This window comes from Roseateles sp. P5_E11 (genome assembly GCF_054049355.1).
Genome location: NZ_JBFUMO010000088.1, coordinates 1 through 15022 on the forward strand (window position 1 = coordinate 1; position 15022 = coordinate 15022).

Consider the following 15022-nt stretch of genomic DNA (forward strand, 5'->3'; position numbering starts at 1 on the left):
CAGCAGGGCGGCGAGAGCAAGAGGGGCGATCCGGAACTTGGGCACGTAGGTCTCCCGGGGAAATGGCAAAGACGGAACTGAAGGGGTCAGCGCAATAAACGCGCCAGCGAAAACGGCGCGAATCGGGCCAAAAGAAGGGCAGATTTGCGGTGGCGCCAACAGCGCTGTTGAAACGCTGTTGACGGATCGACAGCGCTTACAACCTGGCCATGAACTGGATGCCCACGCTGCGCGGGATGGCCGGCGTGTAGCTGGTGCTGCTGATGGAGCGCACCGTGTCGTCGTTGAACAGGTTCTTGACGATCAGGCTGACGTTGAAGCTCTTGTTGCGCGTGCCGAAGCCGATGCCGGCGTCCACCGTCGTGCTCTTGGGCACGATGGAATAGGCCGAGAGGCTGACGTCCGAGTAGTAGGACGAAGAGAAGGCCACGTTGCCGGTGTAGTTGATCTCCTTGTCGCCCCAGACCGGCTGGCGGTAGTCCACGCCGATGTTGCCGGTGTACTTGGCCGCGCCCGCCAGGGGCCGGCCGCTGATGTCGGTATAGGGCGCGGAGCCGGGGTAGGCGTCCTCGATGCGCTGGGCGGCGTTCGGGAAGGACTTGTACTTGGCGTCGTTGTAGGCGGCCGAGAAGCGCACCGTCAGGTCGCGGATGCCGCCGTAGACGCCGTCGATCTCCAGGCCCTTGACCTCGACCTTGGGCGCGTTGCCGGTGGCGCTGGTGTAGTAGCGGGTGCCGTCGTTGGTCTGCGTCGTCGTGTAGACGTCCAGCACGCGCACGCTCTGCTGGTAGTTCTTGATGCGGGTCTGGAAGACGTCGGCGTTCAGGATCAGCGTCTTGTTGAACAGCGCCGACTTGAAACCCAGCTCGAAGCTGTCGGTCTTCTCGGGTTCGACGGGCGAGGACACGCCGTTGACGAACTGCGCGATGCCAGCCTTCTCGCCGTGTTGCAGCGAGGCATAGCCGGTCAGGTCGCGGTTGAACTTGTAGCTCGGGCTCAGCACCCAGGCCGGTTGCGTCTTCTTGAAGGGCTCGGCCTCGGTGGTGGGGAAGAGCACGCCGATGTTGGCCTGGCGGATTGCCTTGGCATCGGCGACCTGGCGGCGTTGCGCGGCGCTCAGGGCAGCGTAGGTCGGCACGTTGAAGTACTTGGCCGCCGTGGCGTTGGCCAGCGCGATCTGCTCGGCCGTGTTGCCGGCGGCGAGGTCGCCCGTCGCGTTGGTGGCGAAGCCGCCCAGGGCGACGCCGTTGACGCTGACCGGGTTCAGCTCGGGCGCGCTGCCGTCGCTGGTGATGCGGCTGGTGCCGGTGTTGCGGCGGTCCTCGCGCGTCAGGCGGGCGCCGGTGGTCAGCGTCAACGCCTCGCTGAGGTGCCAGTTGGCCTGGGCAAAGATGGCCGCGCTCTTGTTGCGGATGTCCTGCACGCCGGTCGGGCTGTTGTAGGAGGCCTTCACATTGGCCAGGCTGTTGCGCAGCAGGTCGCGGCCGGCGGCGTCGGCGTCCAGTCGGGCGTACTGCGCGTTGTTGGCGAACCAGGCGCCGGCGTCGTTGCCCCACCAGCGGCGGTAGTCAGCGGTGTTGTCCACCTTGATGAAGTACAGGCCCGCCTGGTAGTCGACGAAGCCACCGGGCGCGGAGGTCAGGCGCAGCTCCTGCGTGGCCTGGCGGTAGTCGTTCCAGAAACCGCCGGCATTGCGATAAACGTCGAAAGGCGTCGCGTCGTCGTTCACCGCGTCGAAGTGATAGCTCTTGTAGGCGGTGATCGACGTCAGCGTGTGGCTGCCGAGCTGCCAGTTCAGGTCGGCTGTGGCGCCCGAGCTGCCCGTCACCAGCGGGCGCACCGAGTCGGTGGTCAGCAGGTTCTGGTAGTCGGCGAGGGAATAGCCGGTGTTGTCCTTGAACCAGCGGCGGCCCAGGCGCTGCTCGTTGGTCACCGTCGTGATGGGGGCGCCGTTGGAGTAGGTCGTCGGCGGGTTGATGACGGGGAAGCTGCGGCCGTTGGTCGTCTCGCCGGCGCGCGGCTGCAGGTCGAAGGCGAAGCGGGCCTTGAAGTCCGGCGAGGGCGTGACGAGGAACTGCACGCGGCCGGAGATGCGGTCGGTGTTCGTGTAGCTGATGTCGCGGTTGTAGGCGTTCTTGATGTCGCCGGCGCCCTTGTTGGCGGAGAAGGTGCCGCGCCAGGCGATGAGGCCATCGACGATGGGGCCGCCGACGGCCGCGGTGGCGAACAAACCGTCGCGCTGCCGGAAGCCCAGCGTGAAGTCGGCCGTCGGCGTGAAGCTCGGGCGCTTGGTCGTGAAGATGATGTTGCCGACGCTGGCGTTCTTGCCCAGCAGCGTGCCCTGCGGCCCGCGCGTGACCTCGACGGTGTCGATGTCGACGAAGTCGAAGCTCGACGTCAGCGCGTTGTAGGCATAGGAAACGCCATCCACGATGATGCCCACGCTCGGGTCCTGGGCCTCGGTCTGGCCGATCTTGCCGATGCCGCGGATGGAGATGCTGCTGGTGCGCTGGTTGCCGAGGTTCCAGCTGACGTTGGCGGCGCGCTTGGTGATGTCGTCGATGCCGACCGAACCGAGGCGGTCCAGCTCGGCGCCCTGGATGACGGAGATGGACAGCGGCACGTCCTGCAGCTTCTCGATGCGGTTGCGGCTGCGCACGGTGACGGCCCCGAGGGCCTGGGTGTTGTCCTCGGCCGGCGCGGGCGCGGCGGCTTCCTGGGCGAGGGCACTGCCAGCAGCGAGGGCGGCGATCAGCGCGGTCAGTGGATGCGGGCGAAAGCGATGTTGGGTCGTCATGGAATGGAGTGATCGATAGGGCGGGGTCGGTCACTTCATTGCAGGGAGCGTGCCCAATACGCTGGGCGTCTAAGCAATTGCGCTTCGCGTTGGTAGGCGGCGTTTTGGCGGTTTTCATGGCCCCGTTGCGAGTCGTGCGTGTGATCGCGCAGTGGGTGCTGTTGCTTGTTGAACAGCAGGTCAGCAAATCGTGCGGCCTGGAACACAGCCACAGAGGCACAGAGGCACAGAGAAATTCATGCCTGTCCTCTGTGTCTCCGTGTCTCTGTGGCTTGTTTGCGTTCTGGCACGGAAGCTGCGCTGTGGGCGAGGTCTGCCACTCCTTTGACCTCATCATGAAAACACTGCACGCACTGGCCGTTGGCGCTCTGCTTAGCCTGACCGCCGTCGCTCACGCCCAGACGGCCGCTTCAGCGCCGGCCGCAGCCGCCGAATGGAAATACAAGACCCCGCGCCTGAAGGCGGCCGAGGTCGACGCCCTGCTGGCCCAGCCGGACAAGCTGCTGGTGCTGGACCTGCGCCGCCCCGACGAGCTGATCAAGTACGGCAGCTTCCCGGCCTTCCTCAACATCCAGAACAAGGATCTCGAAAAGCACCTGGCCTATCTGCCCAGGGATCGCGCCATCCTGACCGTGTCCAACCACGCCGTGCGTGCCGGCCGTGCCGGCGACCTGCTGGCCGAGCGGGGCTACAAGATCGCCGGCGCCACCGGCAGCGAGGACTACGAGCAGGAAGGCGGCAAGGCCGTCGCCCATATCCAGCCCCCGGCGCCACGCGCACAGGCGGCTGCCGGAAGCACCGATGTCGCCGCAGCTCGCCAGCCCTGAAGGCACGGGCGAGGTCCCGGTCTGGGACCTGCCGCTGCGCGTCTTCCATTGGGCCCTGGTGAGCCTGGTGTCGGTGGCTATAGCGACCGGTCTTGCCGGTGGCGCCTGGATGAGCTGGCATGCCCGTGCTGGCCAGGCCATTGCGGCCCTGCTGGTGTTTCGCCTCGGCTGGGGGCTGTGGGGCACGCGCTATGCACGCTTCGCGCAGTTCTGGCCCGCGCCCACGCGCCTGTGGGCCTATCTGCGCGGGCGCTGGCAGGGCCTGGGCCACAACCCATTGGGCGCGCTGTCCGTCTTCGCCGTGCTGGCCCTGCTGTTCACGCAGGTGCTGACCGGCCTGTTCGGCAATGACGAGATCGGTTTCGCCGGGCCTTGGTCGAGTTGGATCGAGGAAGACCTGAGCCTGAAGCTGACCGGCTGGCACAAGCTTGCGGCCAAGCTGCTCTATGCCTGGCTGGGCCTGCACCTGGCGGCCATTGCCATCCATGTCTTCATCTGCCGCCAGCCCCTGCTGCGAGCGATGTGGCGGGGCCATCAGCCCGGCGCTCCGGCGGCCGCGGCCGAGCGGTCACGGCTGGGCTGGGTGCTGCTAAGCCTTGGCCTGGCGGCGGCGGCCTGGAGCCTGCTGTGGGCGTCGGGGCGTTTCTAAGCCAGCGCACCGCTCAGCACCGCCTGCAGCAGAAGGTGGTGGTTGCGGGCCACCGCCTCGGCCGGCAGTGGGTGGGTGGGCGGGGCGAGCGGCATCGGCAGCGCCGCATCGCCACTGAGATCCTGCCAGGTCATCAGCGCCGCCAGCATCTGCAGCGGGTGGCCCGGCGAGGCGATGCCGTTGAAGACCGGCACGCCGGCGTCGCGGTCGAGCTGGCGCAGGTCGGCCTCGGCCACGCCCTGGCATTCGATGGCGTCATAGAGCTGGCCGAGCAGTCCGGCCATGTCGCGCGGGTCGCGGCGGTCGGCCAGGCCGGGGCTGGTCGCGCGAACGCGCGCCACCTGCGCGCCGAGCTCGGTGGCGGCGAGGAGAAAGGCCTCGGCTTCGAGGCTGGCGTGGTCGTCGCTGAGCAACGCCAGGTTCTTGCCGCGCAGTGGCGCACCCGGGCCGGTGCCGCGCTTGAACTGCCGAGCCCGGCCGATCAGCGTCAGCAGGTCGTCGCGCGTCAGCCCTTCCAGTGACCAGAGAGATTTGTGTTTGAGCATGGCATTGGGTGCATGTCCGGCAAGGCTAGGCGGTACAGCGCGGACCGGGCCTGACGCAGATCAAGTACGCACGGCTGTTTACCAACGGTTTACCGAGCGTTACCCAGTGATGTGCGCCATTGCTCGGCAGTTGTTGGCCGGTTTCTACGCTGCTGTCCATTGCCACACGCCGCCCAGGACACCCCGAAATGCTGACCGCCACGATGACTCCCGCCGCCGCCCATCCCACCTTGCGCGCGCCGGCCGCCGCGCCCCAACGCATTGCCGACACGCTGCAGGGTCTGCAGGCCCACGTGGACATCAGCCGCCGCGTCCTGCACGCCGGCGACCGCGTCTACCGCACGGGCGACGCGTTCGCCAGCCTGCATGTCATCAACTCGGGCTTCTTCAAGACCCTCAACCTCGCCGCGGATGGCCGCGAGCAGGTCGTTGGCCTGCACTTCAAGGGTGATTGGCTCGGCTTCGACGGCATTGCGACCGGCCGCTACGGTTGCGACGCCATCGCGCTGGACACCGGCGAGGTGTGGAGCGTGCGCTACGACGCGCTGCTCGCTGCCTGCGCCCGCCATGCACCGCTGCTCGGCCTGTTGCATTCGGCCATGAGCCGCGAGATCAGCCGCGACCGCGACTCCCTGCTGTCGTTGTGCACGCTGTCGGCCGATGCCCGCGTGGCCGACTTCCTTCGCTACTGGGCCGACGCCATGGCCCAGTGCGGCCTGCGCAGCGACCAGATCACCCTGCGCATGACGCGCGCCGAGATCGGCAACTACCTGGGCATGACGGTGGAGACGGTCAGCCGCGCGCTGACCAGGCTGGCTCGCGAGCAACTGATCGCCTTCACCGAACGTGGCCGCCGCGATATCTGCATCCCCGACGTGGCGGCGCTGGGTGCCTACGTGCAACGCGGCGTCGCCCGGACGCTGCTGCAGTGACTCAGCGCGCCGCGCGAACCAGGGGAGTGGCAAGCGCCCGGTGGCGCAGTAAGGTCGCCGTCATCGAAGACACCCGGACGGAGCTTCCGCATGACGTTGGCGTTGAAACTGCAATCGCGTTCCCTGGTGATGGTGGCCGTACTGCTCACGGCGGGCGTGGCCCAGGCGGCCTCGCAGGCCCCGGTGGCAGCCGAGAACGGCATGGTGGTCACGGCCCAGCACCTGGCCACCCGCATTGGCGTGGACGTGCTGAAGGACGGCGGCAACGCGGTGGATGCGGCCGTGGCGGTGGGGTATGCGCTGGCGGTGGTCTACCCCGCGGCGGGCAACCTTGGCGGTGGCGGCTTCATGACCGTGCAGCTGGCCGATGGCCGCAAGACCTTCCTGGACTTCCGCGAGAAGGCACCGCTGGCTGCCACGGCCAATATGTACCTCGACAAGGACGGCAACGTCATCAAGGGCCTGAGCACGCTGGGCCATTTGGCGGTGGGCGTGCCGGGCAGCGTGTCGGGGCTGGAGTACGCACTGGGCAAGTACGGCACGATGAAGCGTGCCGCGGTCATCGCGCCGGCCATCCATTACGCGGAGCTGGGCTTCGTGCTCGACCAGGGCGATATCGACATGCTGCACGCCGCCACCGACGATTTCCGCAAGGACCCGGCCACCGCGGCCATCTTCCTGAACAAGGGCGAGCCTTTCCAGGTCGGCCAGAAGCTGGTGCAAAAGGACCTGGCCACCACGCTCAAGGCCATTCGAGACAGGGGCGAGGCGGGCTTTTACAAAGGCCCTGTGGCCGCCGCCATCGTCACCTCCAGCCAGGCGGGCAAGGGCATCCTGAGCGCCGCCGACCTCGACCAGTACAAGACGCGCGAATTGCCGCCTGTGGAATGCAATTACCGGGGCTATCACGTCGTCTCAGCGCCGCCACCCAGTTCGGGCGGCGTCATCATCTGCGAGATCCTGAACATCCTGGAGGGCTACCCGCTCAAGGAACTGGGCTTTCGCTCCGCGCAGGCGGTGCACTACCAGATCGAGGCGATGCGCCACGCCTACGTGGACCGCAACAGCTACCTGGGCGACCCGGATTTCGTCAAGAACCCGCTGGACCGGTTGCTCAGCAAGGACTACGCGGCCCAGCTGCGCGCGGTCATCGACCCGCACAAGGCCGGCGTGTCCAAGGACATCAAGCCCGGCGTGTCGCCGCACGAGGGCAGCAACACCACGCACTACTCCATCGTCGACAAATGGGGCAATGCCGTATCGGTGACCTACACCTTGAACGACTGGTTCGGTGCCCGCGTCACCGCGGCCGGGACCGGCGTGCTGCTGAACGACGAGATGGACGACTTCACCGCCAAGGTGGGCGTGCCCAACCTCTACGGCCTGGTGCAGGGCGAGGCCAACCGCATCGAGCCCGGCAAGCGACCACTGTCGTCCATGAGCCCCACCATCGTCACCAAGGACGGCAAGACGGCGATGGTGGTCGGCACGCCGGGCGGCAGCCGCATCATCACGGCGGTGCTGCACACGATGATCAACGTCATCGACTACGGCATGGACGTGCAGGAGGCGACGGACGCGCCGCGCTTCCACCAGCAGTGGCTGCCCGAAGCGACCAACGTCGAGGCCTTCGCGCTGTCGCCAGACACGCGCAAGATCCTCGAGGGCTGGGGCCAGAAGTTCGCCGACCCGCAACCCGCCAACCACCTCGCCAGCATCTTGGTCGGCGCCCCCAGGCTCGGCGGCAAGCCGGTGGGCAAGAACCGCTACTACGGGGCCAACGATCCGCGGCGCAATTCCGGGCTGGCGGCGGGCTACTGAAGGGCCCTCACCGGCCCGCCCGACCCGCCGATACTTCCGGCTCCAAGAAGCCGCCCAAGCCCAAGCGTTGAAGCCTGCCGACACCACCACCCCCGCGCCCGCGCCTCAGCGCTGGCGCTGGCTGGCGGTTCTGCTTTTCGTGGTGCTGCTCTGGGGCGTCGTCGAGGTCACCGGCCTGCGCCAGCAGATCAGCCTGCAGGCCGTGCGCGAGGGTTTCGCCCAGCACCGGCTCTGGGGCTTTGCAGCCTTCACGGCGATGTTCGTGCTGGCCAACCTGGCACACATTCCCGGCGCCTTCTTCCTCGCCGCGGCGGTGCTGGCCCTTGGGCCGGCGTGGGGCGCGTTGACGACCTATGTCGCGGCCTGCATCGCCTGCACGGTGACGTTTGTCGTCGTGCGCGCCCTGGGTGCCGACGCGCTGCGTGAGCTGGACAACCGGCTGGCGCGCCGCCTGTTCGCGAAGCTGGACGCCCATCCCGTGCGCAGTGTCGTGCTGCTGCGCACGGTCTTCCACTCGGTGCCGGCGCTGAACTACACGCTGGCGCTGTCCGGCGTGCGGCTGCGCGACTATGTCATCGGCACGCTGCTGGGCCTGCCCCTGCCCATCCTGGTCATCACGACGCTGTTAGACACGCTCGCCGTCTGGATGGGGTGGGCCGCGCATTGACCCCGGCCTGGCAGGGCCTCGCGGCGCTGGCGATGATGGAGTGATGACCTCGTCCACCTCCCGCCAGCTCTGGCTGCTGGCCCTGGCCAATTTCGCCATCGGCATGGGCGCCTTCGTGGTCGTCGGCGTGCTGTCGCCGGTGGCGCTGGCCTTCGGCGTCGACCGGGCGCAAGCCGGTGCGCTGATGAGCGTCTATGCCGGCACCTATGCGGTCGCCTCGCCGCTGCTGGTGGCGGCCACTGGGAGGCTGGACCGAAGGCGGCTGATGTCCATCGGCCTGGCATTGTTTGCGCTGGGTGCCGTGATGGCCGCGCTGGCGCCCAGCTTTGCGCTGCTGCTGGCGGCACGCGCCGTGATGGCCCTGGGCGGCGGCCTGGTCACGCCGGTGGCCGCCTCGGTCGGCGTCGCGCTGGCCGGGCCGGGCCAGCAGGGGCGCGCCCTGGCTATCGTCTTCGGCGGGTTGACGCTGGCCCAGGTGCTGGGCATTCCGGCCGGCGCCTGGCTGGGCTATGCGCTGGGCTGGCAGGCGGCCTTTGTCGTCGTTGCCGTGCTGACCTTGCTGAGCCTCGCCGCCATGGTGGTGGCCCTGCCGGCCGGCATCGCGGTGCCGGTGGCCAGCCTGAAGAGCCTTGGCGCCGTGCTGCGCAGTGGCCGGCTGATGGGGGCAGTGGCCTTCACGGCACTCTTCATCGGCGCGCTCTATGTTTGCTACACCTTTGTGGCGCCACTGCTGGAGTCCGTCTACGGCCTCAGCCGCGACGGCGTGACCGGCATGCTGCTGCTGTTCGGCCTGGGCGCCGTCGCCGGCAATGCAATGGGCGGCCGGCTGACCGACCGCATCGGGTCGCGCCGCACGCTGGTGCTGCTGTGCCTGGCACAGTGCCTGCTGATGCCGGCGCTGACCCTGCCGACCTGGCCGCTTGCGGTGATGGGGGCGCTGGTCTTCACCTGGAGCGTGTTCGGCTGGAGCTTCATGGTGCCGCAGCAGGCGCGGCTGGCGGCGCTGGACCCGGCCCGGCTGCCGGTGCTGTTCGCGTTGAACGCCTCGGCCATCTATGTCGGTGCGACGCTGGGCGCCAGCGTGGGCGGCATGGTGCTGAAGGGGCTCGGCCTGCATGCGCTGGGCCTGTTTGGCGCCGCGCTGGCCCTGCTTGGTCTGGCGTCTTTGGCATTCCGTCGCTGACCTTGGACAGGGGCCGACGAGCACCGGATACTGGCTGTTCCACAAGGAGACACTCCCTATGAAGACTTGGCTGATCGCCACTCTCGCCACTTCCGCCATGTTTGCTGCTGCGGGCGCACAAGCTCACGACGCCGACCCGCTGAAAGCTGCCGTTGCCGCCGACACCCGGCTGGTGGGCAATGTCGCCCGCGATGCGCAACGCCACCCCTACGAAACGCTGAGCTTCTTCGGCATCAAGCCGACCGACACCGTCGTCGAACTCGCCCCGGGCGGTGGTTGGTTCACCGAGATCCTTGCCCCCTATCTGCGCGAAGGAGGTCAGCTCTATGCGGCCGACGGCGGCAGCGCGCGCTTCAAGGCCAAGATGGATTCGATGGGCGTCTACGGCAAGGTCAAGATCACGGCCTTCGACCCGGCCAAGGGCGTGTTTGACATCGCCCCGGCCGGCAGCGCCGATGCGGTGCTGACCTTCCGCAATGTGCACAACTGGATGAACGGTGGCACGGCCCAGGCCGTCTTCGACGCCGCTTTCAAGGCGCTGAAGCCTGGCGGCACATTGGGGGTCGAGGAGCACCGGCTGCCGGTCTCGCGCACCCAGGACCCCAAGGCCCCGAGCGGCTATGTGCAGGAGGCCACCGTCATCAAGTTCGCCGAGAACGCGGGTTTCAAGCTTGCCGGCAGAAGCGAGGTCAACGCCAACCCCAAGGACACGGCCGACCACCCCGACGGCGTCTGGACGCTGCCGCCGACCTATGCGCTGAAGGACAAGGATCGCTCGAAGTACCAGGCCATCGGCGAGAGTGACCGCATGACGCTGAAGTTCGTCAAGCCCTGAGAAGGCATTCGCACCTTCTTCGCCCGCGCCCACTCATGAGACATGCTGTGATCGGGTACGGCCGGCTGGCCAGGGCGCTGGTGCCGGCGTTCCGAGCGGCGGGCGAGGAGGTTGTCGTTGGTCGGCGCTCGCCGGGTGAAGGCGAGTTCGCAATGGCCGATGCCGCCCAGGCGGCCGACTGGGTCTGGCTGACAGTCCCCGACGATCAGATCGCCACGACCGCCGCCGCCTTGCCGTGGCGCGCCGGCCAACTGGGCCTGCATTGCAGTGGCGCGACGCCGCTGGCCGCGCTGGGCCCGGCGCCGGCCGCGGCAGGCTTTCACCCATTGAAACTGCTGGCCGGTGATACCGGCCTTGCCGGCGTGCATGTCGGTATCGAGGCGGATGCAGCACACCGGCCAGCGCTGGAAGCACTCGCTCACGCGCTGGGCCTGGTGCCACTGGCGTTGCCGTCGCCGATGACGGCCCAGGCGCGGGCTGCCTATCACGCGGCGGCCAACCTGGCCGCCAGCGGCGTGCTGGCCGTGCTGGCCGAAGCCCAAACGCTGTGGGCGGCCGCTGGACTGGCGCGGGCCCAAGCCCTGCCGGCTCTGGTGCCGTTGACCCGTGGCGCGTTGGACACGGCCCTGGACCGTGGCCTGGCCGGTGCCGTCTCGGGGCCTGTCGCGCGCGGCGATACCGGCGTGCTGGGCCGCCATCTGCAGGCGCTGGCGTCTGCCGGGCTGGACGCCGACCTGCTGCTGGCCCTGGGCCGGCGCCAGCTCCTGCTGGCCGAGCAAGCCGGCCGCCTGGACGTGGCAACCGCCGCGGCTTTGCGCGCGCTGCTCGCGGCGCCCTGAATTGCAACCCGCGTGACAAAGGCCGCGTTCGGCAGCGCTTGACCATCTGCCGGGCAATTGCGCGCCGTAGAGGCGCTTCTAAACTGGTTGAAGCCCCGTCGCTGCTGCCGGGCCCATTCAGGGAGTTCCACATGTCCGACGCGTCCATCCAGGCCATGATCCGGGCCGACGCCGCCCAGATCCTGCATGACGTGGTCGACGAGTTGCCCGATGCGCGCGAGCGCCTGGCCTATGTGCGCAGCATGACGGAGCAGGCGGCCACCAAGGTGCTCAACCTGGTGGAAGCCGCCCAGGACGACGCCGAGGCCGTGCGCAAGAAGGGCCGCGAGCTGTCCGACGCGCTGAACCGGCTGGCCCTGTCCAGCAACATCAGCGCCGACCGCGCCCGCGCGCTGATGAAACTGTGCGCCGCCTACGCCGCCGATGCCGCAAGCTTTGCCGCGCGCGAGAAGTCGCTGCACACCGAGATCATGATGTCGCAGGACTTCCAGGATCTCTCGGGCCAGGTCATCAACAAGGTCAGCAAGATGCTGGAGCGCGCCGAGCCGCCGCTGAAGGATCTTGTCCAGTCCCTGCCGGCGCCGGCCGCTGCCGCCGTGTCCGCCGAGCTCGGTGGCGTGCAGACGCCGGACAAGGCGCTCAAGCAGGACGATGTGGACGACCTGCTCGCCAGCCTCGGCTTCTAGTTCCAGCTCGCCGGGTCCAGTCGGTAATAGCCACTGAGCTCGCTGTACAACRCCGGGTGACCCGCGGCCAGCTCGATGGGTCGCTCGAAGAACAACTCGCTGATCACCGCGAAGAATTCCGCCGGGTCGGTCGCGCCATAGGCGTCGATGAGCCCTGGCTCGCCGCGCGCGAGCCGCCAGCGCAGTGCATCGAACTCGTTCTGCATCACCGTCGACCAGCGCCGGTAGGCTTCGGCCGACGGCAGTGCCGGCGCGCCATTGGCCGGGCCGCCTGCCTGGTCGAGCTGATGCGCGAACTCGTGGATGACGACGTTGTGCCCATCGCCCGGTGTGGCCGCACCACGCTTGACTTCATCCCAGGCCAGCAGCACCTGGCCCTGGCTCCAGCTCTCGCCGGCCAGCACGCGGCGCTGGTCTGACAGCACGCCGCCCGATTCGGTCACCGGCCGGTCGACGACGAAGGCGCCGGGGTAGACCAGCACCTGGCGCAGCTCCGGGTAGACGCCGCGCGCCGCACCCAGCAGCGGCAGGCAGGCCAGGGCCGCGACGGTGACGCGAATCTCGTCCGTCACGCGCAGGCCACGGCAGCCGAGGATGGGCTTCTCGGCGAGGAAGACCTGCATCAACCCTTTCAGGCGCAGTTGCTGGCGCGCCGGCAGCCGGGACACCAGCGGCACATGGCGGCGCAGCAGGCGCCGCCRCGACTGCGGGAAGGGGCGGCTGGCGATGCGCTCGCGGCGGCGGCGCACCCACAGCGGCCACATCGCGATACCGGCGGCGGCGAGCAGGACGAGGCAGAAGCAGATGAACAGCGGCATGCTGGGCAACTGGGCCCGGCCGCACGCTTTGCAAGCCCCCCAGTGCCTGGGGTATGCCCGGCTCGCTTAACCTGCGGCCATGGCCGAGCCCGAATTCCGTCTGCGCGCCTGGCAGGTGCTGCTGGGTGGCATCTGTGCGCTGGTGCTGACCATCGGCCTCGCGCGCTTCGCCTACACGCCGCTGTTGCCGCAGATGCAGGCCCAGGCGGGCCTGGGCGTCGCCGACGGCGGGCTGCTGGCGGCCATCAACTACGCGGGCTATATGAGCGGCGCGCTGCTGGCGGCCTGGATCGAGAGCCCGACCTGGCGCCAGCGCCTGTACAGCTGGGGCCTGCCGACGGCTTTGGCCATCACCGCGCTGATGGGTTGGAGCACGAGCTTCGGCGGCTGGGCGTTGTCGCGCTATGTCGGTGGCCTGTGCGGCGCGGCCGGCATGCTGCTGGGCTCGGGCCTGGTGCAGGGCTGGTTGATCCGGTCGGGGCGCCGGCCCGAGCTGGGCATCTACTTCATCGGCCTGGGGCTGGGCATCGTCGTGTCGGCCCTGGGTGCGATGGGCATGACGCAGTGGAATCTGAACTGGGCCCTGCAATGGCAGGGCTATGCCTTGCTCGGCCTGGTCTTCCTGATCCCGGCCTGGGCCTGGCGCCCGCCGGTGCCGCCGCCGGCCGCGAAAGCCGCGTCCGATGCAGCACCCAGCCGGCGTTGGATGGCGCTGATGGTGGCGGCCTATTTCTGCGCGGGCTGGGGCTTCGTCGTCAACGCGACCTTCACTGTCGCCATCGTCGAGGCTCAGCCGCTGCTGGCCGGACAGGGGCCTTGGGCCTGGCTGCTGGTGGGCTTGTCGGCGACGCCGGCTGTGTTCGTCTGGGATCGCATTGCGCGCCGCACGGGCGACGTTGGCGCGCTGCTGATCGCTTTCGGCGTGCAGATCTTCGCCGTGTTGCTGCCGATATTGGCCAGCGGTCTGGTGGCCGCGTTGGCGGGCGCGCTGCTGTATGGCGCGACCTTCATCGGTATCGTCAGCCTGACGCTGGCTCTGGTTGGCCGGCATTCACCCGCCAATCCAGGCAAGGCGATGGCCCGGCTGACGCTGAGCTATGGCATGGCACAGATCAGCGCGCCTGCGCTGACCGGTCGGATGGTCGAGGCCGGCGGCGGCTTCGATGTCGCGCTGTGGCTGACGGCAGCCGTGATGGCGGCCGGCATGGCCTGCCTGGCCGCGCTGCTGCGGGAATCGCGCTGAGCCTTTGCCTCAGCTGCCCTTGCCGGGAGGGGCGGAGCGCTGGTTGCGCACGGCCTCGCTGACGGCCTGGGTGCTGCGCTGCGCCGCCTCGCGTTCAGCGGCGGTGGTGCAGCGCGTCTTGGGCAGCATGCTGCCGGTGGGTGAGTCGCGCTCGCAGATGGTGCCGTTGTCGGCCGCAGCCTGGGCGCCGCTTTGGGCGGGCGGTGTCGTCGAAGCGCAGGCGGCCAGTGCGAGCGGCAGCAGCGTCAGGAAGATTCGTTTCATGTCGAAAGTCGGTTCGGGTGAAGCGCCGCAGAATACCGCGGGCCAGACCTCCTGATTCCCTCGTGATCCCGTGACATCAAGGCCGCTGTCAGCGATGCCGGCAGCGGCAACCTGCGCAGCATGTTCGGCACCGACCAACACGCCGTGCAGCACGAACACGAGGTGGGCCGGCCCAGGGTGCAGCGCGACCGAGGCGCGTTTCATCGCCTGGATGGACTGCTATCTGAAGCCGCAGCAACAGTCCGCCACGGAGTAACTCTGTGTGACGCCGTCATCCGCCGCGCGCTCGTGACGGTTAGTGGGGCACGGCCGCGTATTTCGTGGCCTGGAGATCCTCATGAAACGACTGGCCCTTGCMATTGCCCTGATTTCTACCGCCCTGTTGTCGGGCTGCATCATCGTGCCGGCCCGCCACGGCGGCTACCACAGGGACGGCTATTACCGGGATGGCGGCCACCAACGTGACGGCGGTTACTACCGCGGCAGCGTCTACGTTCAGCCTGGCTCGAGGTAACCGAATGGGCCGTCTCCCTGAGGCGGCCTGGAGATTCCGATGAAACGACTCACTCTGGCGTTCGCCCTGGCTTCATCTGCACTGCTGTCGGCCTGCGTGGTCGTTCCTGCTCACCGGGCCGGCTACTACGACGGTGGCTCGGCCATCGTGGTCGACGCGCCGCCTCCCGCACCCTATGCCGAGGTCGTGCCCGTCACGCCCTATACGGGCGCAGTCTGGGTCAATGGCTACTGGGGCTGGAACGGCGGCCGTCACCACTGGGTGCCCGGCTACTACGAGCGCCCGCGTGCCGGCTATCGCTATGAGCCTCACCGCTGGGAGAGCCGCGGTGGCCGCTGGCATTTGCGTGCCGGCGGCTGGATCAGGCTGTAGGGCCTGTCTCCCGGCGGCAATGGGTCCCAT

At 68.6% G+C, this 15022-nt stretch carries 16 protein-coding genes; 12 read left to right on the forward strand and 4 right to left on the reverse strand.

Features of this window, described 5'->3' with window-relative positions:
- Positions 1 to 196 precede the first annotated feature (196 nt).
- The gene (locus ACXJKR_RS09435) at positions 197 to 2797 is read right to left on the reverse strand and encodes a TonB-dependent receptor (protein ID WP_457322628.1); all 2601 of its coding nucleotides are present in this window, start codon (positions 2795 to 2797) and stop codon (positions 197 to 199) included.
- 335 nt (positions 2798 to 3132) lie between these two features.
- Between ACXJKR_RS09435 and ACXJKR_RS09440 the strand changes: the two genes are divergently transcribed.
- Both ACXJKR_RS09440 and ACXJKR_RS09445 read left to right on the forward strand, forming a co-directional pair.
- Positions 3133 to 3624: a rhodanese-like domain-containing protein gene (locus ACXJKR_RS09440; RefSeq protein ID WP_457322629.1), complete on the forward strand. Its 492-nt coding sequence runs from the start codon at positions 3133 to 3135 to the stop codon at positions 3622 to 3624.
- The gene (locus tag ACXJKR_RS09445) at positions 3599 to 4273 is read left to right on the forward strand and encodes a cytochrome b/b6 domain-containing protein (RefSeq protein WP_457322630.1); all 675 of its coding nucleotides are present in this window, start codon (positions 3599 to 3601) and stop codon (positions 4271 to 4273) included. The genes ACXJKR_RS09440 and ACXJKR_RS09445 overlap by 26 nt, the downstream gene beginning before the upstream one ends.
- On the opposite strand, the gene ACXJKR_RS09450 is transcribed toward ACXJKR_RS09445, so the two are convergent.
- The gene (locus ACXJKR_RS09450; RefSeq protein WP_457322631.1) at positions 4270 to 4818 is read right to left on the reverse strand and encodes a hypothetical protein; all 549 of its coding nucleotides are present in this window, start codon (positions 4816 to 4818) and stop codon (positions 4270 to 4272) included. The genes ACXJKR_RS09445 and ACXJKR_RS09450 overlap by 4 nt on opposite strands.
- 188 nt (positions 4819 to 5006) lie before the next feature.
- Here ACXJKR_RS09450 and ACXJKR_RS09455 point away from each other — a divergent pair, with 188 nt between their 5' ends.
- From ACXJKR_RS09455 to ACXJKR_RS09485, 7 genes are all read left to right on the forward strand, one after another.
- Complete coding sequence (locus ACXJKR_RS09455) at positions 5007 to 5750, forward strand: Crp/Fnr family transcriptional regulator (protein WP_056193065.1); 744 nt, start codon at positions 5007 to 5009, stop codon at positions 5748 to 5750.
- Between the two features lie 129 nt (positions 5751 to 5879).
- Positions 5880 to 7571, forward strand: a complete 1692-nt coding sequence (ggt, locus tag ACXJKR_RS09460) for a gamma-glutamyltransferase (protein WP_457322639.1) — start codon at positions 5880 to 5882, stop codon at positions 7569 to 7571.
- Positions 7572 to 7638: 67 nt separating this feature from the next.
- Positions 7639 to 8238: a TVP38/TMEM64 family protein gene (locus ACXJKR_RS09465; RefSeq protein ID WP_457322632.1), complete on the forward strand. Its 600-nt coding sequence runs from the start codon at positions 7639 to 7641 to the stop codon at positions 8236 to 8238.
- Between the two features lie 43 nt (positions 8239 to 8281).
- Positions 8282 to 9421, forward strand: a complete 1140-nt coding sequence (locus ACXJKR_RS09470) for an MFS transporter (protein WP_457322633.1) — start codon at positions 8282 to 8284, stop codon at positions 9419 to 9421.
- A gap of 58 nt (positions 9422 to 9479) precedes the next feature.
- Positions 9480 to 10256 carry a class I SAM-dependent methyltransferase gene (locus ACXJKR_RS09475; protein WP_457322634.1) on the forward strand — a complete coding sequence of 259 codons (777 nt, stop codon included), beginning with the start codon at positions 9480 to 9482 and terminating at the stop codon, positions 10254 to 10256.
- A 47-nt stretch (positions 10257 to 10303) separates the two neighbouring features.
- A complete protein-coding gene (locus tag ACXJKR_RS09480; RefSeq protein WP_457322635.1) occupies positions 10304 to 11095 on the forward strand; it encodes a DUF2520 domain-containing protein in 792 nt (263 codons plus the stop codon).
- Between the two features lie 131 nt (positions 11096 to 11226).
- Entirely contained in the window at positions 11227 to 11781 is a 555-nt protein-coding gene (locus ACXJKR_RS09485) for a protein phosphatase CheZ (RefSeq protein WP_056193051.1), read from the forward strand.
- Here the strand turns inward: ACXJKR_RS09485 and ACXJKR_RS09490 are convergent.
- Positions 11778 to 12599: a M90 family metallopeptidase gene (locus tag ACXJKR_RS09490; RefSeq protein WP_457322636.1), complete on the reverse strand. Its 822-nt coding sequence runs from the start codon at positions 12597 to 12599 to the stop codon at positions 11778 to 11780. The two genes, ACXJKR_RS09485 and ACXJKR_RS09490, sit on opposite strands and share 4 nt — an antisense overlap.
- 79 nt (positions 12600 to 12678) lie before the next feature.
- On the opposite strand from ACXJKR_RS09490, the gene ACXJKR_RS09495 reads away from it, so the two are divergent.
- The gene (locus ACXJKR_RS09495) at positions 12679 to 13842 is read left to right on the forward strand and encodes a YbfB/YjiJ family MFS transporter (protein WP_457322637.1); all 1164 of its coding nucleotides are present in this window, start codon (positions 12679 to 12681) and stop codon (positions 13840 to 13842) included.
- Between the two features lie 9 nt (positions 13843 to 13851).
- Here ACXJKR_RS09495 and ACXJKR_RS09500 read toward each other — a convergent pair whose 3' ends face one another.
- A complete protein-coding gene (locus ACXJKR_RS09500; RefSeq protein ID WP_457322638.1) occupies positions 13852 to 14310 on the reverse strand; it encodes a hypothetical protein in 459 nt (152 codons plus the stop codon).
- Between the two features lie 133 nt (positions 14311 to 14443).
- Here ACXJKR_RS09500 and ACXJKR_RS09505 point away from each other — a divergent pair, with 133 nt between their 5' ends.
- Positions 14444 to 14620 carry a hypothetical protein gene (locus ACXJKR_RS09505; RefSeq protein ID WP_200955217.1) on the forward strand — a complete coding sequence of 59 codons (177 nt, stop codon included), beginning with the start codon at positions 14444 to 14446 and terminating at the stop codon, positions 14618 to 14620.
- Positions 14621 to 14659: 39 nt separating this feature from the next.
- Positions 14660 to 14992, forward strand: coding sequence for a YXWGXW repeat-containing protein (locus ACXJKR_RS09510; protein ID WP_056193040.1), 333 nt, complete (start codon positions 14660 to 14662; stop codon positions 14990 to 14992).
- Positions 14993 to 15022 lie beyond the last annotated feature (30 nt).

Excerpts from the sequence above, each read along its gene's own strand:
- ACXJKR_RS09435 (WP_457322628.1), bottom strand. The coding sequence starts at position 2,797 with ATGACGACCCAACATCGCTTTCGCCCGCATCCACTGACCGCGCTGATC.
- ACXJKR_RS09440 (WP_457322629.1), top strand. The coding sequence starts at position 3,133 with ATGAAAACACTGCACGCACTGGCCGTTGGCGCTCTGCTTAGCCTGACC.
- ACXJKR_RS09445 (WP_457322630.1), top strand. The coding sequence starts at position 3,599 with ATGTCGCCGCAGCTCGCCAGCCCTGAAGGCACGGGCGAGGTCCCGGTC.
- ACXJKR_RS09450 (WP_457322631.1), bottom strand. The coding sequence starts at position 4,818 with ATGCTCAAACACAAATCTCTCTGGTCACTGGAAGGGCTGACGCGCGAC.
- ACXJKR_RS09455 (WP_056193065.1), top strand. The coding sequence starts at position 5,007 with ATGCTGACCGCCACGATGACTCCCGCCGCCGCCCATCCCACCTTGCGC.
- ggt (WP_457322639.1), top strand. The coding sequence starts at position 5,880 with ATGGTGGCCGTACTGCTCACGGCGGGCGTGGCCCAGGCGGCCTCGCAG.
- ACXJKR_RS09470 (WP_457322633.1), top strand. The coding sequence starts at position 8,282 with ATGACCTCGTCCACCTCCCGCCAGCTCTGGCTGCTGGCCCTGGCCAAT.
- ACXJKR_RS09475 (WP_457322634.1), top strand. The coding sequence starts at position 9,480 with ATGAAGACTTGGCTGATCGCCACTCTCGCCACTTCCGCCATGTTTGCT.
- ACXJKR_RS09485 (WP_056193051.1), top strand. The coding sequence starts at position 11,227 with ATGTCCGACGCGTCCATCCAGGCCATGATCCGGGCCGACGCCGCCCAG.
- ACXJKR_RS09495 (WP_457322637.1), top strand. The coding sequence starts at position 12,679 with ATGGCCGAGCCCGAATTCCGTCTGCGCGCCTGGCAGGTGCTGCTGGGT.
- ACXJKR_RS09500 (WP_457322638.1), bottom strand. The coding sequence starts at position 14,310 with ATGAAACGCGCCTCGGTCGCGCTGCACCCTGGGCCGGCCCACCTCGTG.
- ACXJKR_RS09510 (WP_056193040.1), top strand. The coding sequence starts at position 14,660 with ATGAAACGACTCACTCTGGCGTTCGCCCTGGCTTCATCTGCACTGCTG.